Source organism: Nocardia sp. NPDC102475 (assembly GCF_055584605.1).
In genome coordinates this window covers 305,806-325,430 of the sequence record NZ_JBVJLS010000006.1, presented here as the reverse complement: position 1 = coordinate 325,430, position 19,625 = coordinate 305,806, and the positions used below count along the sequence as shown (strand labels likewise).

The 19,625-nt window shown below is 66.9% G+C and carries 20 protein-coding genes and 1 pseudogene; 9 read left to right on the top strand and 12 right to left on the bottom strand.

Features of this window, described 5'->3' with window-relative positions; genetic code table 11:
- Positions 1–58: 58 nt before the first annotated feature.
- Positions 59–436: a DUF488 domain-containing protein gene (locus ACZ60G_RS14165; protein WP_465810418.1), complete on the top strand. Its 378-nt coding sequence runs from the start codon at positions 59–61 to the stop codon at positions 434–436.
- Positions 437–447: 11 nt separating this feature from the next.
- Here ACZ60G_RS14165 and hrpB read toward each other — a convergent pair whose 3' ends face one another.
- A complete protein-coding gene (gene hrpB / locus ACZ60G_RS14160; protein WP_465810416.1) occupies positions 448–2,865 on the bottom strand; it encodes an ATP-dependent helicase HrpB in 2,418 nt (805 codons plus the stop codon).
- Between the two features lie 324 nt (positions 2,866–3,189).
- On the opposite strand from hrpB, the gene ACZ60G_RS14155 reads away from it, so the two are divergent.
- Positions 3,190–4,344, top strand: a complete 1,155-nt coding sequence (locus tag ACZ60G_RS14155; RefSeq protein ID WP_465810414.1) for an FIST signal transduction protein — start codon at positions 3,190–3,192, stop codon at positions 4,342–4,344.
- A complete protein-coding gene (locus ACZ60G_RS14150) occupies positions 4,341–5,102 on the top strand; it encodes a Mut7-C RNAse domain-containing protein (RefSeq protein ID WP_465810412.1) in 762 nt (253 codons plus the stop codon). The genes ACZ60G_RS14155 and ACZ60G_RS14150 overlap by 4 nt, the downstream gene beginning before the upstream one ends.
- A 100-nt stretch (positions 5,103–5,202) precedes the next feature.
- On the opposite strand, the gene ACZ60G_RS14145 is transcribed toward ACZ60G_RS14150, so the two are convergent.
- Positions 5,203–5,793 (bottom strand): LysR family transcriptional regulator, encoded by a 591-nt coding sequence (locus ACZ60G_RS14145; RefSeq protein ID WP_465810410.1) that lies wholly within the window; start codon positions 5,791–5,793, stop codon positions 5,203–5,205.
- 121 nt (positions 5,794–5,914) lie between these two features.
- Between ACZ60G_RS14145 and ACZ60G_RS14140 the strand changes: the two genes are divergently transcribed.
- The gene (locus ACZ60G_RS14140) at positions 5,915–6,277 is read left to right on the top strand and encodes a DoxX family protein (RefSeq protein ID WP_465810408.1); all 363 of its coding nucleotides are present in this window, start codon (positions 5,915–5,917) and stop codon (positions 6,275–6,277) included.
- A gap of 68 nt (positions 6,278–6,345) precedes the next feature.
- On the opposite strand, the gene ACZ60G_RS14135 is transcribed toward ACZ60G_RS14140, so the two are convergent.
- Positions 6,346–7,368, bottom strand: coding sequence for a MerR family transcriptional regulator (locus tag ACZ60G_RS14135; RefSeq protein ID WP_465810406.1), 1,023 nt, complete (start codon positions 7,366–7,368; stop codon positions 6,346–6,348).
- Entirely contained in the window at positions 7,362–8,009 is a 648-nt protein-coding gene (locus ACZ60G_RS14130; RefSeq protein WP_465810404.1) for a HEAT repeat domain-containing protein, read from the bottom strand. The genes ACZ60G_RS14135 and ACZ60G_RS14130 overlap by 7 nt, the downstream gene beginning before the upstream one ends.
- A gap of 117 nt (positions 8,010–8,126) precedes the next feature.
- Between ACZ60G_RS14130 and ACZ60G_RS14125 the strand changes: the two genes are divergently transcribed.
- Positions 8,127–8,432 (top strand): hypothetical protein, encoded by a 306-nt coding sequence (locus tag ACZ60G_RS14125; protein ID WP_465810402.1) that lies wholly within the window; start codon positions 8,127–8,129, stop codon positions 8,430–8,432.
- 57 nt (positions 8,433–8,489) lie between these two features.
- On the opposite strand, the pseudogene ACZ60G_RS14120 reads toward ACZ60G_RS14125, so the two are convergent.
- A pseudogene (locus ACZ60G_RS14120) lies at positions 8,490–8,828 on the bottom strand (transglycosylase family protein); the annotation flags it as partial.
- Between the two features lie 511 nt (positions 8,829–9,339).
- On the opposite strand from ACZ60G_RS14120, the gene ACZ60G_RS14115 reads away from it, so the two are divergent.
- Positions 9,340–9,561, top strand: a complete 222-nt coding sequence (locus tag ACZ60G_RS14115) for a hypothetical protein (protein WP_465810400.1) — start codon at positions 9,340–9,342, stop codon at positions 9,559–9,561.
- A gap of 57 nt (positions 9,562–9,618) precedes the next feature.
- On the opposite strand, the gene ACZ60G_RS14110 is transcribed toward ACZ60G_RS14115, so the two are convergent.
- The 3 genes from ACZ60G_RS14110 to ACZ60G_RS14100 form a co-directional block, all read right to left on the bottom strand.
- Positions 9,619–11,346 carry an ABC transporter ATP-binding protein gene (locus ACZ60G_RS14110; RefSeq protein ID WP_465810398.1) on the bottom strand — a complete coding sequence of 576 codons (1,728 nt, stop codon included), beginning with the start codon at positions 11,344–11,346 and terminating at the stop codon, positions 9,619–9,621.
- Positions 11,347–11,465: 119 nt separating this feature from the next.
- Positions 11,466–11,759 carry a hypothetical protein gene (locus ACZ60G_RS14105; RefSeq protein ID WP_465810396.1) on the bottom strand — a complete coding sequence of 98 codons (294 nt, stop codon included), beginning with the start codon at positions 11,757–11,759 and terminating at the stop codon, positions 11,466–11,468.
- 36 nt (positions 11,760–11,795) lie between these two features.
- Positions 11,796–12,392 carry a TetR/AcrR family transcriptional regulator gene (locus ACZ60G_RS14100; protein WP_387289368.1) on the bottom strand — a complete coding sequence of 199 codons (597 nt, stop codon included), beginning with the start codon at positions 12,390–12,392 and terminating at the stop codon, positions 11,796–11,798.
- A 63-nt stretch (positions 12,393–12,455) separates the two neighbouring features.
- Between ACZ60G_RS14100 and ACZ60G_RS14095 the strand changes: the two genes are divergently transcribed.
- Both ACZ60G_RS14095 and ACZ60G_RS14090 read left to right on the top strand, forming a co-directional pair.
- Positions 12,456–13,205, top strand: coding sequence for a nuclear transport factor 2 family protein (locus tag ACZ60G_RS14095; RefSeq protein ID WP_465810394.1), 750 nt, complete (start codon positions 12,456–12,458; stop codon positions 13,203–13,205).
- Positions 13,206–13,448: 243 nt separating this feature from the next.
- Positions 13,449–14,507 (top strand): DMT family transporter, encoded by a 1,059-nt coding sequence (locus ACZ60G_RS14090; RefSeq protein WP_465810392.1) that lies wholly within the window; start codon positions 13,449–13,451, stop codon positions 14,505–14,507.
- Positions 14,508–14,546: 39 nt separating this feature from the next.
- Here ACZ60G_RS14090 and ACZ60G_RS14085 read toward each other — a convergent pair whose 3' ends face one another.
- From ACZ60G_RS14085 to ACZ60G_RS14070, 4 genes are all read right to left on the bottom strand, one after another.
- The gene (locus ACZ60G_RS14085; protein WP_465810390.1) at positions 14,547–16,022 is read right to left on the bottom strand and encodes a glycosyltransferase; all 1,476 of its coding nucleotides are present in this window, start codon (positions 16,020–16,022) and stop codon (positions 14,547–14,549) included.
- Complete coding sequence (locus tag ACZ60G_RS14080) at positions 16,022–16,747, bottom strand: DUF2334 domain-containing protein (protein WP_465810388.1); 726 nt, start codon at positions 16,745–16,747, stop codon at positions 16,022–16,024. The genes ACZ60G_RS14085 and ACZ60G_RS14080 overlap by 1 nt, the downstream gene beginning before the upstream one ends.
- A 333-nt stretch (positions 16,748–17,080) precedes the next feature.
- Positions 17,081–17,701, bottom strand: a complete 621-nt coding sequence (locus ACZ60G_RS14075; RefSeq protein WP_465810386.1) for an NAD(P)-dependent oxidoreductase — start codon at positions 17,699–17,701, stop codon at positions 17,081–17,083.
- Positions 17,702–17,732: 31 nt separating this feature from the next.
- Positions 17,733–18,557 carry an inositol monophosphatase family protein gene (locus ACZ60G_RS14070; RefSeq protein WP_465810384.1) on the bottom strand — a complete coding sequence of 275 codons (825 nt, stop codon included), beginning with the start codon at positions 18,555–18,557 and terminating at the stop codon, positions 17,733–17,735.
- 104 nt (positions 18,558–18,661) lie between these two features.
- Between ACZ60G_RS14070 and ACZ60G_RS14065 the strand changes: the two genes are divergently transcribed.
- On the top strand, positions 18,662–19,579 hold the full coding sequence (locus ACZ60G_RS14065) for a LysR family transcriptional regulator (protein WP_465810382.1): 918 nt from the start codon (positions 18,662–18,664) through the stop codon (positions 19,577–19,579).
- Positions 19,580–19,625 lie beyond the last annotated feature (46 nt).

Below are 19,625 nucleotides of genomic sequence, written 5' to 3'. Positions count from 1 at the left end.
CATGGGAGCTACCTCTAGAGCTCCACGCGAAGGGAAGTGACCAGCTCAGGACGGGAGCATGATGAGCCAGCACGTCACCTACCGGAGAATCTATGAAGCGCCGATTCCGTCGGACGGCACCCGCGTGCTCGTCGATCGGGTCTGGCCGCGCGGGATACGCAAGGAAGACGCGCACCTGGACGAGTGGATGCGTGACATCGCGCCGTCGACCGAGTTGCGCAAGTGGTATGGGCACGAGCCCGAGCGCTTCGCCGAATTCCGTCGCCGATATCTGGCCGAGCTGCGCGATACTCAGCACCGCGACGCCGTCGCGCAGCTACGCGACATCGCCCGCGAACATCCGGTGACGTTGTTGACCGCCACCCGCGACGTAGACCACAGCCAGGCCGCTGTCCTGGCGAATTGGATTGCAGCAGAGGCAAATTCGCCGGACTGACGCGTCGGTACCTAACCGGCGTTACGGGCCGTGCCGCGGTGAGCGGGCACGCTGGTGGGATCCTCCGGCCATGCGTGCTTGGGGTAGCGACCGCGCAGGTCACTGCGAACCTGCGGCCAGCCGGTGCGCCAGAACGATGCCAGATCCGCGGTGATCGCGACCGGGCGTTGGGCGGGCGAGAGCAGGTGCAGCACGATCGGGATTCGCCCATCGGCCAGCGACGGTGTCCGCGTCCAGCCGAAGACCTCCTGCACCTTGACCGCGAGCACCGGCGGGTCGGTCGAGTAATCGAGACGGACGCGACTGCCGGAGGGCACTGGCAGGCGCTCCGGCGCGAGTTCGTCCAAGCGCGCGGCATCGGGCCACGGCAGCAGGCGACGCAGTGCCTGTCCCGCGTCGATGCGCTCGAGGTCCGCGCGGCGGCGCGCCGTCGCGAGTTCAGGGCCGAGCCAGGCGTCGACATCGGCCAGCAGCGATTCGTCGTCGACCGGCGGCCAGGGGGCGCCGAGTGTGCGGTGCAGGAAGTCGAGGCGCTGCCGGAGGGCGACTGCATCGGAATCCCAGTGCAGCAGAGTGAGTCCGGCCGAATTCAGGCCGCGTCGCACTGCCGCGCTGAGCAATTGGCGATCGGGATCACGAAGCTGCCGCTCCGACAACATGATCGCGCCCAATCGTTCGACCCGCCGGGCGACCACCTCACCGTCGACCCAATCCACCTCGTCCGCAATCCGCAGCAGACTCGATGCCGCACGGCGAGCGAGCTTTTCGTCGGCGACCGCGGCCGAGCGGATCCGCCCGTCGGAACGCCCCGGATCGCGTGTCGCCACCGCGACCGCCAGCCATTCCGCATCACCCAATCCGGAACCCGGCGGCAGGGTCGCCGCCGTGCCACCCGCCATCAGATAGCTCGCCGAGCCAGGACCACGTCGTCGTGCCAGCCGTTCCGGATGTGCCAGTGCGACAACGAAAGCCGGATCGTCGTCGCCGTCCGTCGCGTCGACCAACCGCGACAGACGCTCGACCTCGCGCCGCGAGCGCGGCGGCCGCTCACGCCGCAACGCGCGCAGACCGGCCACGAGATCGACGCCGGGCACGAGGGTGTCATCGTCGAGGACCGCGACAACTTCCGCCGCCGCCCGGGTGCCGACCTCGGCGGCACCGTCGAGCAGCGCTCGTGCCAATCGGGGATGCAATCCGACTCGTGCCATGTGCCGCCCGCGCTCGGTGACCTCCCCCGTTCCGGTCACGGCCCCCAACGCGCGCAACACATCTCGGCCAGCGGCCAATCCGCCCTGCGGCGGTGCGTCCCACCACGCGAGGCCATGGCCATCGGGTGTACCCCAACACGCGAGCTCCAATGCCAGACGCGTCAGATCCGCCGTGCGAATCTCTGGCTCCGGATAGGCAGGCAGGGTGCCGTTCTCGTACTCCGGCCAGCAGCGCCATACCTTTCCCGGAGCCTCGCGTCCCGCGCGCCCAGCCCGTTGCTCGGCGACGGCAGCCGAAACGCGAACTGTCGCAAGGCCGGACAACCCGCGTCCCCGATCGATGCGCGGCACTCGAGCCAGCCCCGAATCCACCACAGCGCGGACCCCCGGCACCGTCAAACTCGATTCGGCCACAGCGGTGGACAACACGACGCGCCGCCGTGAGCCCGGCCGCAACGCAATATCCTGCCCGGCAGCGGAAAGCCTGCCGTGCAACGGAACCAGATCCACGTCTACATCGGCCAAAAGATCCATGGTCCGGCGGATTTCGGCTGCTCCGGGCAGGAAGACCAGCACATCCCCGTCGACCCCGACCAGCGCCGCCCGCGTGGCGCGGGCCACCTGCGCTTCACTCCGTTCCCTCGGCAACGACGGAACATACGTCGTCACCACTGGATAGGCCCGCCCCTGCACTTCCACCACTGGCGCACTACCCAACAGCACCGAAAGACGTTCGGCCGCAACCGTTGCCGATGTAGCGAGCACCCGCAGATCCGGCCGCAACCCGGCCCGCGCATCCAGCAGCAACGCCAACAGCAGATCCGCGTCGAGATGCCGCTCATGACATTCGTCGAGGACGACGACATCCGCGCCCGCCAGCTCGGGATCGCCCTGCAACCGCCGCACCAGCAACCCGGACGTGACAACCTCGATCCGAGTCCGGGCGCTGACCCGCCGATCTCCCCGGACCGAATACCCGACCGTCTCCCCCACCGACTCACCCAACAGCGCGGCCATCCGCCCCGCCGCCGCTCGCGCCGCCAAACGGCGAGGCTCGGCCACCACCACTCGCCCGAGATTCTCCAACGCCAGCGGCACCAATGTCGTCTTCCCGGTTCCCGGCGGCGCGACCAATACGGCGGTGCCACGCTCGGTCAATGTCGCGACAATGCCGTCGAGTGCGCCACGCACGGGCAGATCAGGAAGCTCGGGCAGTTTCATTGCCAACCAGTCTGCAGCCCGGCACGAAGGACCTGAACCTCGCCCCGTGGGCGGTGCCGCGCTGACATCGGTGCAGCACGACCCCGATCGGGAACCGGGAGTTCTCGACGCGAGCGCCTGCGCTGACGAGCACCCGCTGACCAAGTACGCGCCTACAACGTGTTGTGCTGGGATTACGGCGCCCTCAGCATCCAGACGACCAGCTGCACCCCTTACCGATGCCCACACTCACCGCCCCGACGGCGTAATTTGGTCCGATTCCGATGAAATGCCTTGTGCGGCAACACTATCCACGCTCACATTGGGGTTCGCTACCATAGAGATGTGCGGATCGGAGTAGGGCTCTCCACCGCGCCTGGAGCGTGGCAGGCAGGAGCCGAAGCCGCAGCGCACGCCCGCGATCAGATCGCGGGCGAGACGCCGTCGCTTGCTGTGCTGCTGGCATCACGAGCACATACCGACGATGCCGCGGCCGTACTCGCCGGAGTCCACCAGACGGTCCAGGTGCCCGCACTCGTCGGATGTGTGGCGCAGGCGATCGTCGCCGGCCGCCGTGAAATCGAGGACGAGCCCGCGGTGGCGGTATGGCTGGCATCCGGATTGCCCGCCGCCGAGACATTCCAACTCGACTTCGTCCGCACGGCGACCGGAGGGGTACTCGCGGGCTACCGCTTCGACAAGGCCGCACGCGACTTCCACCTGCTGCTGCCGGACCCGTTCTCGTTCCCCGCCGACATTCTGCTCGACCACCTGAACACCGAGCTGCCCGGTACCACCGTGATGGGCGGGCTGGTGAGCGGCGCGCGGGGGCCGGGCGGCTGCCGGCTGTTCCGCGACCGCGATGTGGTGACCTCCGGCGCGGTCGGCGTGCGACTTCCCGGACTGCACGGTGTCCCCATCGTGTCGCAGGGCTGCCGACCGATCGGCTATCCGTATATCGTCACCGGCGCGCGTGGCGCGCTGATCACCGAATTGGGCGGCCGACCGCCGATCGTGCGGTTACGCGAGATCGTCGAGGTAATGCCACCCGACCAGCAGGAACTGGTGACACACGGATTGCAGATCGGCATCGTGGTCGACGAGCATCTGGCAGTACCCGGGCAGGGCGATTTCCTGATCCGTGGCCTCCTCGGCGCCGACCCGTCGAGCGGCGCGCTCGAGATCGGTGAGCTCGTCGAGGTCGGCACAACCGTGCAGTTCCAGGTCCGCGACGCGGTCGGGGCGGACGAAGATCTGCGTGCGGCCCTCGTCCGGGTGGGTTCGGACCTGCCAGGACACCCGGCGGGTGCGTTGCTGTTCACCTGCAACGGACGGGGGCGCCGGATGTTCGGGGTCGCGAACCACGACGCCGCACTGATCGAGGACCTGCTCGACGGCATACCGCTCGCGGGCATCTTCGCCGCGGGCGAGATCGGTCCCATCGCCGGCCGCAATGCGTTGCACGGATTCACGGCATCGATGGCGGTATTCGTCGAATGAGCGTCGACCTGCGGGTCTACGCCGAGCTGAACGATTTCCTACGGCCCGGCGAGCGGTACGCGGTACTGCGTCGACCGTTCCGTCCGCATCAGAGCGTGAAGGACGTCATCGAGGCGGCCGGCATCCCGCATACCGAGGTCGACCTGGTTCTGGTCAACGGGCAACCGGTGACCTTCGGCCAGCGCCCCCGCGAAGGTGATCGGATCACCGCCTATCCCGTTTTCGAGACCCTGGACATCGGCCCGGTTACCAGGGTGCGCCCACACCCACTGCGCGAGCCGCGCTTCGTCGCCGACGTCAATCTCGGCGGCCTCGCCAAGCTGATGCGGCTGATGGGCCTGGACGTGCACTGTCGGTGGGACGCCGACGACGCGGCCCTCGCCGAACTGTCGGCGGCCGAGCACCGGATCCTGCTCACCCGCGACCGCGGACTGCTGAAGCGGCGCAACGTAACTCACGGCGTGTACATCAGATCGGATCAGCCGGTCGATCAGATCGTCGAGGTGATCCGACGGCTGGATCTCGTCGAGCACTTGGCGCCGTTCACCCGCTGCCTGCGCTGCGGTGGCGCTGTTGTCGCGGTCGCCAAAGCCGAGGTCGAAGATCGCCTGCAACCACTCACCCGACGCCATTACGACACGTTCCGACAGTGCGGCGACTGCGGGCGGATCTACTGGCAGGGCTCGCACCAGATCCGGCTCAGCGCCACGGTGGAGGCGATCCGCACCCGCCTGAACCAATCCTTTCCGTGCGATTAGCCGCACCGAAATCAGCTCCGCGGCAGCCTGTTTCAGTTCGGAATGGCCGATCTGCTCGTCCAAGGCACATCGCACTGGAGAAATGCTTCGGGATAACCGATCACGCTCGGCCGCTGGTGCTCATTGGGACTGACTGGGCCCGCAGCCCATTCACGTGATATGCGGCCGTTGCTGTCTGCACGAACGACCGGATCAAGGGGTTGGTGTCACCTTCGTTCCAGACGACCACCACACGGCTCGGCGCCATATCGATCAGCGGGACGACGGCCAGTCCCTCGGGCAGGGTGTGCCCGAGAGGAGCTATGCCGACAGTGCCGTTCCAGAGCACGGCCTGTACGCATTCCTGGACGACCCGCACCACCGGGCCTTCCCGCGACTCGCCTCCGTTCCAATAGGTCTGCCAGATGGGGTCGGTGCCGTCGGGGAACTGGAACCAGCGGCGGTCGGCCAGATCGGCCAGCTTCAGGTGCTCGCGGCGCGCCAGCGGATCGTCGGCGCGCAGTACCGCGCCGACCCGGGTGAGACCGACGCCGGTGGGTGATCGGTCGAACAGGGAGGCGCCGACTTCTGTCTCCAGCTGCTGGATGGCGCGGCTCAGCGGCGGTTGGCTCATATGCAGCCGGGCGGCGGCACGACCGAAGTGGCGCTCTTCGGCGACAGCTACGAAGTAGCGCAACGTACGTAGCTCCACGCTGCGACGATACCCGTTCGGTATCGGAATCGCAGAACAAGTCTTGGACGCCCTCGACGTCTCGGCGGTGCAATCGAAACATGACCTACGAAGCAAGGAACGTCACCGCAGGATGGGAATCGTGAACATCGCATTCTGGATCATTGCCAGCCTGCTCGCCCTCTTCTATCTCTATGCGGGCGGGGCGAAGGTCATTCGAAGCCCGGATCAACTCCGGCCCATGATGGCCTGGGTGGACCGCCTGCCCCTACCGGCGGTCCGGGCCGTCGGCGTGCTCGAGATACTCGGCGCGCTCGGACTGATCCTTCCCCCACTGACCGGCCTCGCGCCCTGGCTCGCCATGGCCGCGGCCATCGGTTTCGTACTCCTGCAACTCGGCGCGATCCCGGTCCACCTGACCGGCGAAGATCAAAGGGTCACCCTCAACATCACACATCTTCTCGTAGCCGCCGTGACCGGTTGGCTGGCGACCACCTGGGTCTGATTTCCAGCGACATGGCGACAGATCGCTACGTGACCAGTCACCACCGCATGAGCGATGAGCGAACGCCTCTAAGGCTGCCCGAGCTCGTCGTCCAGCCGTTCTTCGAGCGTTTCCACGAGGGCCGACGCGAAGAGGGCCACGGCCCGATCATCGTCGTGGGCCAGTTGCCGCAGGGTATCCAGCGCGATGGTTCCCGGCATCTCGGCGAGTGCCTGGGTCAGTCGGATCCGCACCGCCGAGTCCGCTGTATGTGCGGTGAACTCGTCGACCAGCGCTCTCAGGATCCGGTCCGCCCACTTCGCGTCCCGCGCCAACGTTCCCAAGAGCTCGGCCGCCTCGACATCGTTCGGACCCTCGACCACAGTGCCGACAAGTTCCGGCACAGCCCGGGTCACACCCCGCGCACCCAGTGCGAGCGCAGCATGTCTACGGACCGTCGCGTCCACGTCCCCGAGCGCGTCCGTGAGCACCGCGGTCGCCTCGTCGCCCGGCAGCTCGGCGAGCGCCAGAACCGCGCGCCGCCGGACCTCTACATCCTCCGAGCCCATGCCGGATGCCACACTCGCCACACCATCGCCGCCGGCCCGTGTGAGGGCCCACCGCAGGGCCCCGGCAACGTTCGGATCGGATTCGGTGAGTACCGCCTCGGCCAACAGCTCGGCGGGCACGTCCTCGACCGAAGCCAGGACGGCCTGCTGCCGCCGGGCGGCACTCTGCGAACCGAGTCCGTGCAGGAGCTCGACGATGCGCAAGACGTCTTGCCAGTCGGAGGGCTCGGCCGCATCGACCGTACGGAGCCGGTCGAGGAGTTCTCGCTCCCGGTTCAGTCGTTCTTCGGTCTTTCGGATGAGGTCACCGACCAGTCCGGACGGGGTGAATCCGGGACCGTCGAGAGCGCGTCCGATCTGGCTCAGTGACAGCCCCAGGGACCGCAGCCCCTCCACATGGAAGATCCGCCGGATGTCTTCGGGAGAGTATTCCCGGTAGCCACCCACGGTGCGACCCGTCGGTCGTACCAGACCGAGGGAGTCGTAGTGCCTGAGCATCCGGGCACTCACCCCCGAGCGACGCGCGACCTCGCCGATCAGCACGCAGTTGTCTCCGCCCGGTCCGGACCGAGCGCGGCGACCCGTCTCGCCGCACCGACGGCCAGGTCGAATCCGGCATCCGGGTCATGCAGCAGCCGCTCCGTGGCGCTCGCGTGCGCACGCACCGTCGCGTCGTGACTTGCCAGCGCCTTTCGGAGAACCGGCTCGACCACATCGCCGAGCGCGACGAGAGCACGGCTCAGACTCAGTCGTACCTCCCGGTCACCGCGGCCGAATTGCGTGGCCAGCTCCACGGCCAGCCCTTGCTTGTCGCCGTCGGACACGAGAACGGCAGCAGCGCGCCACGCACTCCGCGCGACCTCGTCGTCCGCGTCGTGCAGCAATGACCGCGTGATTGCGGGCCATGCGTCCCTGTCCCCGATCTTGGACAGCGTGTGCAGCGCTTGGCTCCGGGCCTGTGCACGTTCGGAACGGAGTTCCGCGCGGAGTTTCGGAACCGTGATCTCCGGCGGGAGACGGGTCAGCGCCCACGTGAGCATGTCGCGCACAAAGAAGTCCGGCTCGATCGCGCACCGTTCTACGAGCGCGTCGACGAAGCCGGGCTCGGGATGCGTGCCGACTGCCAGAGCCGCCTCGAGCCGCGTCGACGAGTTCCCAGCCGCCAACGCGTCGAGCAGTCGCATGTCCTGTGGATTCCTGTGTGTCGAGTTGATGGGGACCACCTCCGACAGCCAGTGAAGGCCTTCACACAGTGACAATGTCAAGTTCACGGGCGAGACCGGCAGCGGGGCGGCACGTCGGTGCGTCAGCAGCGGGGCGGCTCGGAGGTGCGTTATCGCTGGTACGCGGCCGTCGCGGCAGCGAACACGGCCAACAGCGATCACATGGCCGAGGAAGAACGCGAGGGCCTCATCGACTTTCGCCGCCTGGCCGGGCTGCCGCGCCGCCATCAGCTGGCCGTCGCGTTCGCCGCTTACGAGGCGCGCAACTACGCAGGCGTCCAGCCCGTGGACAAGGATCCCGTCAGCTACGTCCGCGAAGCAGAGAAGAAGCTGCGGACCGCTGCGAGCGGATCACTGAGTGTCGGCACCCTGAAGCGGAACTGACCCGGAACACCGGCCGTGGGCTCGGTCGTACCCGCTGGACACCTCTGTGTCTCACCGGAGGCCGAGCGCTGCCGAGCATCCTGCCCAAGGCCCCCAGCCCTGAGCGAGGAGTACCTGCTCGGCGACGGCGATCTGCTGCTCACGGGTGGCTTTGTCGGCAGTCTGCGCATACGCGGCTCCGCCGTATGCAGCCCATGTGCCCGGCGAGAATTGCAAGCCGCCCTGAAACCCGTTGCCCGTGTTGATACTCCAATTACCGCCCGATTCACACGCGGCGAGGCTGTCCCATTCCTGATCGGTAGCGGCGGAAGCGTGGCCGACATATGCCATACCGGCTCCGCCGATGATCGCGCTGGTGGCGACGATCTTCTTGAGCGGGGTGCCCAGAGAGCTCATATCGCAGTTCCTTTCGAGTCAGCAAACCTATACAGGTGTCCAAGCATGAAAGGTGATCACTGGATCTTTTGGGGCCGTTCGAGTGTGTGCATGGCACGGTGAGTTGAAGTGAAAGTCCTCGATATCGTGTCCACATCGAAATACAGAACCGTGCGCGAAATATTGGCAGCTGTCGGTCGAAATCTGCGGCGACCGACCGGATGAATGATGGTGTGCACGCGCGGTAATGCCGAGTACAGGCCATGCGCCATAAAAGCCCTCCGGTGGCGACAGGTTGAACAACAAGTTCACGAGATTACCGGAAACCCGCTATAGGCAACGAAATCCATTCAGCCGCAACACGTTGAACCAGAGATCGAAAATTGACAGGGGTCTGACGATTGCTTACGGCCAATCGTCAATTCTCACCGACCGCATTCGAAGGTGTTCATGACCACCTCCCAAATTCGGAATCGCCACACCGGTCCCGAATTTTCGCAGCCCCACCCTGCGGCCGCCGGACCCGGCCGGGATGCTGCTGTCGATCAGCGGGCTCGCAGCGTTGGCCTACGGGCTGATCCGTGCGGGGCAGGTGGCTGTCTGCAGTCGTACGGATCTCTGGGCACCGATCGCCGCCGGACTGGTCCTGCTCACCGCTTTCGGGACTACGGTCGAGGAGGCAGCCGCTCCGTGCCTGCGGCCACTCCTCATTCCGGGGGCGATAGCGAACCCGCTGATGAGGGCGCTGACGTAGTCAGCCACTGACACGTCCCTCGACGGCTCACAGCAATACCGCCGAGGCCGCGCACAATCAATGGGCGACGACGTCCTCGCCGAGGAATCCGCCCGACTGGTACCGCCACAGCTGCGCGTATGTTCCTTGCGCAGCGAGCAACTCCTCGTGTGTCCCCTCCTCGACGATGCGCCCGTGGTCGAGCACCACCAGCCGGTCCATTCCGGCCACAGTGCTCAGCCGATGCGCGACGACCAGCGCCGTACGCCCCTGCATCAACTCCCAAAGTGCTTGCTGCACAAGCAATTCGCTTTCCGAGTCGAGGGCACTGGTGGCCTCGTCCAGGAGCAGGATTGGCGCGTCCCGGATGATGGCCCGAGCCAGCGCGACCCGCTGACGCTGGCCGCCGGACAGTTTCACGCCGCGCTCGCCGATGAGCGTTTCCATACCCTGCGGCAGCGCGTCCGCGAACTCGGTGACGTGCGCGGCCTTGGCGGCCCGCAGGATCTCCTCGTCCGTGGCGCTCGGGCGTGCGAACCGGATGTTCTCGCTCAGGGTCCGGTGAAACATGGCCGGATCCTGTGGCACGTAGGCGATCAGACTGCGCAGATCCGCCTGCCGCAGCCGGGCTATGTCCTGCCCGCCGATGCGTATGGTGCCGGACTGGATATCCATCAACCGCAGCAGTAGTTGGGTGATGGTCGTCTTGCCACCACCGGATCGTCCGACCAGGCCTACTTTGGTGCCGCTCGACACGTGCAGATCCAATTCGTGGAACAGCTGCCGCGCACCCCCATACGTGAAGTTCACGCTCTCGAACCGCACGTCGAAGCCCTTGGGCCGCAGTGGTTCCGGGTGCTCGGTATCGAGCACCTTCGGTTCGTCCAGCAGCAGTTCGGTAAACTGCGCCGCCTCGGTGAGCACGGTCTCCAACCGCCGGTAGATCTGGTTGAATCGGAACATGATGCCGGTGGCGTTGAAGTAGTAGGTGAATGCCACCACGATGGCCTCCACTCCCGCATTCCCGCCGCTGAGACCCACCGCGATCAGGAGGCCGATCACATTGGTGAGCGCTACCAGAGGCGCCACCAGCGTATCTATCCGCAGGTTGGCGTAATCCCAGGAGCGCAACGACTTTCGCCGCGCCGAGGCCACCCGCCGCTGATGCTCGGCCGCCTCCTGTGGTTCGGCAGCGAAGGCGCGCACCACCTGCATATTGGCCACGCTGTCGGCCAGATGCCCGGAAACCAGCGCAATGGCGGCCTCGCGGTCGTCCACCAGCTTCTGGCGGCGCTGGATCAAGGGCATGATGACCAGCGCGGTCACCACGATCATCCCCATCAGCGCCGCCACCAGCACGGGGTTGTAGCGCCACAACACAACCGAGGCGAACAGCAGCGGCACCAGTGCCGCCAGAATCTCGAAAGCGAGGGTGTCCACGAACTGTTCGAACCGAGCCGCGAAGCTGAGCGAGCGCTTCGTCAGCGAACCGGCGAAGTTGTTGTGGAAGAAAGCCGCGTCCTTGGCGAGCAGCTCGTCCATGGCAAACACATACAGGTGCTCGATTCCGTAGGCGTCGACTCGGTTCAAGCAGTGAATCCCGATGCGCCACAGCAGTTCCGCGAGCAGCAGGGTGCCACCGAAGGCGAGGGTATACGAAGCCAGGGCCCCGAAACTCGTATCCCTGGTCACCGCGACCCGGCCGACCATCATGGCGACGATCAGCGGAGCGATGTACAGGTTGCAGATATTGCCGAGCGCCGGCCCGAGCAGCGCCGGAATCGTTATGGCCTTGCGAGAGGCCATTTCCCGACCATAAAAACGCAGCACCAGCTTTACCGCCGTCGCGCGTGAACTCATGCTCCCCCTCGCGTCTCGAATCGAACGAGCGACACAGGTGAACAATGATCCCGCGTCCAGGCGGATTACGGCCAGCGAATATTCGCCGACCGCGAGCCGGTTCCGCTCTCCGACACGTGTGCTGCGCTACCGCAACCGCCGCCGCTACGACACGCTGTCACAGCGAATCCGCACCGCACCCGCCGAGTCCGGCCGATCCACACCGAATCGACCGACCGATCGAACTCGTCGACAGCGCCGGGCGGCAGCTTCAACGGTTCGGTGGTGGCTTCGCCGAGCACTTCGACATCGAAACCGGCGGCCGCACAGGCCACGGCCCAATCCCCGGCGCGACGCCGAGCGGTAGCGGTTTCGATCATGGAAGCAGAAAGTCCCCGATGTTCGGGGCGCCCGTGTCAGGTCGCATCGGGCAGGGTGACGCCCGTCAATCGTTCGGCAACCGAGGCGACGTGTGCCACGAAGGCATCACGATCGTCGCCGAGATTGCCCTCGGTCCACTCGATGAAGAGCGAAATGATCGCACCCGACAGGCCGGAGTAGCGCATCCGGACCCGCGGATCACCAGGGTCGCCCGAGACGATCCCGCCCAGGAGAAGCGGGCCGAATGCCGGGGCGAGGGCCCGCACGTGCACCCGCAGGCGCTGATCGGCAATCGGCTCGATCAGCAGGATCCGGCAGATTCGCGGATCGCGTTCCATCAACTGGGCCGCGGCATCGATGATCCCGGCCAGGTTGCCAGTGCGGAGTGCGGGTTGCACTGCCTCTTCCAATCGGGACAGCGCGGCGCCATATACGGCGTAGAGCAGGGCGTCCGTGTCGACGAAGCTCTCGTAGAAGAACTTCTGGCTCAATTCGGCCTCGCGGCACACCGCCCGCATGCCCAGGGCGGCCACTCCCTGGGTTCCGACCACCGTCATTCCGGCGTCGATCAGGCGAGAACGGCGGCCGGCGGTGCGATCCTCCGCAGATCTGCCGCCATAGCTCCTTGACACGAAACCACGATAACAGTGAAGATTACATCCGGAAGCAGTTGGTTCCTGATTTCAGGAGAGTCGATGTTCAACGAGGCCAAGTTTCAGGAAGCGCTGGCCCAGCCGCGGTTGGCCCAACCCATCCCGCGGATCCTGACCAATCGCGCCGAGCCGGTGCGGGTCCTCGACGAGTCCGAATTGTCCGCCATGACCTCGGCGTGGTTCGACGAATACGAGGAGAAGATCGCCTTCTACCGCGAACACGGCCTCGACATCGCCTGGACACTCGACTGGGCCAAGAAGTACTGGTGGAGCTGGCAGGCCCGGGACATGAGTTACAACCATGAGCTCTACGCCGAGGATCTCCGCTACAAGGACGTCACCACCCTGGGCGCCACGATGCTAGGTCTCGACGAATTCGTGAAGTACAACTTCGCCTTCTTCGACGCCATCCCCGACTGGCGATACGACCCGATCCCCGGCCAGTCCTACGTCGATGTCGCACCCGACGGCACCGTGCGAATGGTGGTCAGATACTTCGGTTCCGGTCACCTCGTCGGCCCACTGAAGCTGCATCCCTACGACGACAATGCGATCTCGATCCCCGGCAACGGCGCGTTCGTGCAGTGCACCGCCGTCGATCGCTACACCTTCAACACCGACAATGTGATGGCCGAGGGAGAGACCCTCTACGACCTCATCGACGCGGTCCAGCTCGCCGGACTGCTACCCGGGCCGTCGAGCAAGTCCTTCCGCCGACTGATGCGAGGCGCAGCCTTGGCGACACGTGCGTCGGCGGCGTTCCGCCTTCTCGCCGGCCGTCGAGCGGACTGACTTGCGCACCACGCCGACCGAGACCATCCCATAATCGGCCATGAGCGAGCGTTCCGGCGAGATTGCCTGCCGCTCAAGGGTTGTGGCACGCCCGAAAAGTCGGAATGGACTCGTACGGATGTTTTCCGCGCGGGCGCGGGCCCGAAGCTGTCTGCATTGGCGGGTTCTGTGTCGAAGTGATGAGGGCGTAGCCGTCACCCCGGGGACAACCGTGGTTCATACGGGGTGTCCAGGATGTGCGGTGTGGCGGGAACGAACGGACGCGGCCTGGCGGGCAGTATCGCCTGTGCGGTGGTGTCTGCGGTGCTGTTCGCCGTCGCTGCGGCATTGCAGCAGGACACCGTACGGCAGGCGGCGACCGCGGAGCCGAGCGGCGTGCGTGTACTGGCGGTGGGTCCGCTTGCGCGCCGGATGCTGACCAGCCGGCGCTGGCTGGTCGGCCAGGGCGCGAGCGTCGCAGGGTTCGGATGCCATGCGGTGGCGCTGCGGCTGGGTCCGTTGCCGATGGTGCAGGCATTGCTGGTGGTGCAACTGTTGTTCGCGTTGCCGCTGGCCGCGCGACAGCGGAACCGCCCACTGCTGCGCCGGGATTGGGTGGGCGCCGCCATCGTGTGTACCGGGCTGGTCCTGCTGATCGCTCAGGGTGTCCCGCACGGGGTGCCGCGACCGGAGACGCTGCCGCGGGCGGGCACGGTGGTGGTGATAGCGGTGGTCGTGTTGTTCCTGCTTTCCCGGGCGACCCGGCCGACCCAGCTGCGCGCCTCGCTGACCGCCATGGCGGCAGGCTTCTGCGTCACCAGCACCGCGGTGCTGGTGTCCGTCGGCACGTCGGAGCCGCATCGGTACGGTTGGATACTGCTCGGCGTTCCAGTGACCACCATCATCGGCGGCATCCTCATCCAGGAGGCGTTCGCGCACGGCTCCCTGCCGACCGCGCTGACCACTGTGACCATCACCGATCCGGTGCTCAGCTACGTCGCCGGCCTCACCCTCTTCGCCGCGGCCACCGAACCACACCCGGTCCCCCTGGCAGGTGCCGCCACCCTGATCCTCGGAGGCGTTGCACTGCTCGCGAATTCACCCACCCTCCACGACGAGCGTGACAGCAACATTCACGACCACCGTGACAGCGCCATTCCCGGCCGACACGACGGCGACATCCACCACGCACCCGATGGTGACCTTCGCGGTGGACGCGCTGGCGATGCCGAAGACGGGCATGGCGGCGACGTTCGCGGACAACGTGACGGCGGCATCCGGGACCGACGCGATGGCGATACCTTGGCTATCGACCAGGTGTAGTGAAATCCGTTCTAGGTGCTTGGATTCGTTTCTCGCGGATCAGGCGGAGATCGCGCCGGGTTTGAGGTCGGCGTAGAGCGCGAGCATTCCGGTGACGGTGATCGACCAGGGAAAACGTTCGGCGCTGCGGCGGGCGGCCTGGCGGCGCCGATCGGCGGGATGGGTGAGCAGGATGCGCACACCGTCGGCGAGACCGGCGGGGGTGCCGTCGCAGTCGACGCCGGAACCCGCGGGACCGAGCAGTTCGCGGGCGGCACCGTCGCGCGGGACCACCACGGGCGTGCCGCATGCGAGCGCCTCGAGGACGGCCAGGCCGAAAGTCTCGGCAGGGGAAGGGCACAGGGCGATGTCGGCGTGGGCGAGTGTCGCCGCCACCAGGTTGCGATCCGCGACATAGCCGAGGAAGGTCACCGGCAGGTCGGCCGACTGGCGCTGCAGGCATTCCCGTAGCGGTCCGTCGCCGATCACGGTCAAGCTGACCCGAATACCGCTGTCACACAACAGCCGGACCGCATCGATCGCCCGGTCGGGACACTTCTCGCGGGACAGCCTGCTCACCATCACGAGCTGGACCGTGCTGTTCGGATAGTGCTGCGCCGAGTGGAACTGCCAGTGCGGCAGAGCATTCGGGCCGGAATTCCACGGTGCGGACCGGCCGAGGTGTAGTGCGCTCGCGGCGGGGTCTGCCGGAGAGTGACCGGCGGGGTCCACCGGGGTTCGCCTGGAGCGATTCGGAAGATGGTTCTCGCCGGGGCCCGATGCCGGGCGCGATGCCGTGTTCGACGTTCGTGACGGACCTAATATGCGCGGCAACCATCGTATGCGCTCCGAGCGGCGGCAGGCGGAATGCGTTGTGCTGCTGCCCTTTCGCGGCAGCGCCGACGGCTGGACCACCGGCGTGGAACGAGAGACCGTGGCGATCGTCGTGTGCCCTCGCCCGCCCACCGCACCGACCACGCCGGGATCGATCGGGCGGAAGGTGTGCAGATCCACCCCGAGCGGGATCCGGCGCACATTCGCGGCGCCGATGCGGGTGAACTCCGCAGCCGCGAAACCCGAGGTGACGACGATATGTTCGGCGCGTGCGGCCAGCTGACGGTTGGCCAGATCCGCGGCCGTGACGAGCGGAAACCCGGGTGGTACCCGGGTGCGCAGGATGGCGTCGATGCGTTCGTGTGAGAACAGCACCACTGGTATCCCGTTACGGCGAGCCCACGGTGCGAGCCAGCGCATGCTCAGTTTGTCGCTGCATTCGAGCACCTCGGGGCGCACTCTCTCCAGTATCGGGAGGGTGCGCGCGGAGGTGAGGACATGGTAGCCCGCCGCACCGAATCGGCGGCCGCGCACCGTGATCCGGCGCCCGGATGAGGTGAGCACGTCGGCGTCGGACAGGCCCGGTACCACCAGAACCCGATCGTGTCCCGCAGCGAGATAACCGCGGCCGATCTCGTCGACGCAGGTCCGCAAACCTCCGGACGCCGGGGTGTAGAAGTTGGCGACCTGCACGATCCGCATCAGCCGATCACCTCGGCATAGGTGGCCGGGCGCGCACCCGCGGAGAGCGCGGCATCGATTCCCCGCAGCGCGGCGTCGCGCAGCCCGGGGTAGTGCAGATCGTCGGGGTGCAGGGCGATTCGGACCAGGCCGTCGCGCTTCGCGGCACGATCGGCCAGCCGGGGTAATAGCCCGGCCGCGGTGCGTTCACCCCATCCGCCGGGGCGCTGCGACAGCGCGAACCCGCGCACCCGAAGGCCGGTCCGCAGATCCCGCACGCCGAAGTGATCGGTGGTGTGCGAGAAGCCCGCCCGGCGCAGCGCCCGGTCCGAGGCCGGCGAGGACAGCCAGCCCGGCGGGGTGAAACCCGTTGTGGTCAGGCCCATCTCGTTCATGACCGTGATGGCCTGCCGGAGCCGGGCGTCGGCCGCGGCGACATCGAGCGCGGCGAATTCGGCGGCGCCGCGTGCCACCATCCGGGCGACCGCGCGGCGGGCGAACGAACCCTCCTTCGGGGCCCGGTGTTCCCAGCCGTGCAGCATGATCTCGTCGCCGTGAGCGCGGCGCTCGCGCAGGAACTTCCCGTAGTCGGGCGCGTCGGCCAGGCTCGCACCCCGCCATGGACCCGGGATAACCAGGATCGACACCGGGATGCCGAAGGCGTCGGCGTCGGCGCACCAGCGCGCGGTTTCCCGCTCGGATGCCGGAGCAACATCATGGACACTCACCACCAGTCGTGCAGGCACGGGCGCAGGTTAGCAACGAACAGTTGCGGCCAACTGAACAGCAGGGATGCGTTGCCAGGCGAATCGGGACCTGTGATGATCATCGGGTGCGGGCTGCTCTGCACCTGTACCGGATACGAATTCAATATCTGCAACGTCGACCGCAACGGCCGGAGAGTGGCCGAAATCCGCGCCCCTGGTACGTGCACGCGCCCGCCAGCCGATCGGCGTCCGATTATCGGTTTCAGGAGTCAGTTGATGACCGCTTCGCAGGGTATTCACCGAGAGGCCCGCGTGCCGGACGAAACGGTCACCACTGGTTGTCCTGACGGGATCTCCAGTAGTGCGCCAGGATCATGTGTCGAGTGGAACCGCGGTCGCGCCGGGGAACCGGGGGTGTTCGGCTTCGTCGAGCATGGCCGCCGCGACCGTAGCGCGGCTGATGCGGGCGGGAAAGAATCGTTTCGGCGCGTCCTCGAGGCCCACGGTCCGGCGGGTGGGTCGAAGCGGTCCGTCCGACATCGGACCCGCGTGGAAAACGGTGCCACCGGCCTCCAGGACCGCAGTGTCGGCGGTGACCTTGTCCGTGAGTTCGGCGCGCATGAAGGCCCTCAGCAGGGAGCGCGTCGCCCAGCCCGCCGCGCCGCCGGACGCGCCGGTACCGAAGGCGCCGAGCCACAGAATCCGTTGCGGCGCAGCGGCGATCACCGCACGGGCACCGAGAGTGAGAACTCCCGGTGCGCCGCCCGCGGAGACGCCGAGCCCGGATAGAACCGTCGTATCGGAGCGGACGGCTCGGATGACCGAATCGCGATCCTGGACATCCACCGCCGCGCGGATGAGACCTTCGGAATCCGGTCCGGTGATCCGCTCGGGTTCTCGGGCGAGCGCGACCACTGTATGGCCGCGGTCCAGTGCTCGGCGAGTCAGTTCACGTCCGGTGGCGCCGGTAGCGCCGAGAATGGTCAGATGCATCGAAGGTCCTCACTTGGGGAAGGGAAAGCGTTCAGCGGATGGTCGCGAGCACTTCGATCGCCGCGCGATGCAGCGCTGGAGCCGCGACGAGGATGTCCGGGCTGCCGGGCAACCACGCGGATCCGTCTGTGCGCGAGACACTTCCGCCTGCCTCGGTGATCAGCAGGACGCCTGCGGCGATGCCGGGCAGGACGGGTTCGTACTGCCAGAAGACGTCGTTCTGCCCGGAGGCGACCAGCAGCATGGGGAACGTGGACGGCACCGTGGCACGAACCAGCAGCGCACGGTGCAACATGGCGGTGATCGACTCACCGATGCGGCGGAAGGTGTCGGACTGACCGGCCTCCGCCTGCCCGGTCGCGACGATTGCCGCGTCCAAACGCGTCTTCGCCGAGACCCGCAACGCAACGTCGTTGACCCAGGCTCCCTGCCCGCGGGCGGCGGTGTAAACCAACTCGGGGACGGGCTGATATACGACCGCGAGCACCGGGATCCGATCCCGGATCAGGGTCACGGTGACACACCATTCGGGCAGGCCGTGCACGTGATTGACGTTGCCCTCCACCGCATCCACGGTCCACCACTCACCATCGGGCAAGGCCGCGGTCTCGAGTTCCTCCTCGACCCAGCGCGCCTCGGGCCGGGCCGCCTCGAGCGCTGAGCGCAGTCCGTCGAGGGCGGCCTCTTCGTTACGGGATCCGGCAGCGAACATGTCCTGACGACCGGCGGGGCGTGTATGCGGCGAGTACCGGAGCAGGACCCGCTGACCGGCCGCGTGCGTGATGTCGCGCACCACCGCGAGAAGTGCGAGATCGTCATCGGTCGTCGAGGGGGTGGTGCTGGTAACGGTGTCCACGGCGGGCCTGCTTTCTGATCGTGTCAGGGGTGACCACAACGCTAGGAACCCATACACATGATGTCCAATGCATCCTTGTTAGGTATTGAATTACTCTGATGCAGGTGGATTTGAACCTGTTGATCGCCCTGGACGCCCTGCTGGAAGAGAACAGCGTCCAAGCTGCCGCCGACCGCCTACACCTGTCCGCACCGGCGATGAGCCGGACACTGGCCCGTATTCGGCGTGCGACCGGCGACGACATCCTGGTCCGCGATGGTCGTGCCATGATCCCCACCCCGCACGCACTGGCATTGCGCGCGGAAACCCGCGAACTCGTCACCCGGGCTCGCGCGGTCCTGACCCCGCCCACCGAACTGGCACTGGACCGCCTCGACCGCGTATTCAGCATCCGCGGGCACGACGCGTTACTCGATACGATCGCCCCGGCTGTCGTGCTCGCCATCGCGAAACAAGCACCCCACGCGAAGGTCCGATTCCTGGCCGAACCCTCCCAGGACAACCCCGACCTCGCCCGCGGGCACATCGATCTGGAAATCGGTGCGACGATCCCGTCGAGCCCGGCCATCAGCCATCAGCGGGTCGGTGCCGACCGGATAGTGGTGGTCCACCGCATCGGTCATCCGCTCGACACCGAAGAACTCACGATCGAGCGCTTCGCCGCAGCCATCCACATTGCCATCTCCCGCAGAGGAAGATCCCACGGCCCGATCGACGATGTGCTGGCAACGTTCGGTTTACGGCGCGAGATCATCGCCACGCTGTCCACCAGTTCCAGCGCACTCGACCTCGTCGCGACCACCGACCTCGTGACCGTCGTGCCCGAACGGCTATGCCACGCTCGAAGTGCCCACCGACATCTGCGCAGCCGCGACATCCCCTTCGCACTCCCCCCGGTGCCGGTGATCATGACCTGGCATCAACGCTTCGCCTCCGACCCCGCCCACACCTGGCTGCGCACCTTGGTCGAGGACGCCTTGCACCGCGCGCTGACCGCGGGCGCACCACTGCCTGCCGAATGATCAAATCCACATGGATGCCACCAGCGGGCAGGGATATGCACTTCTT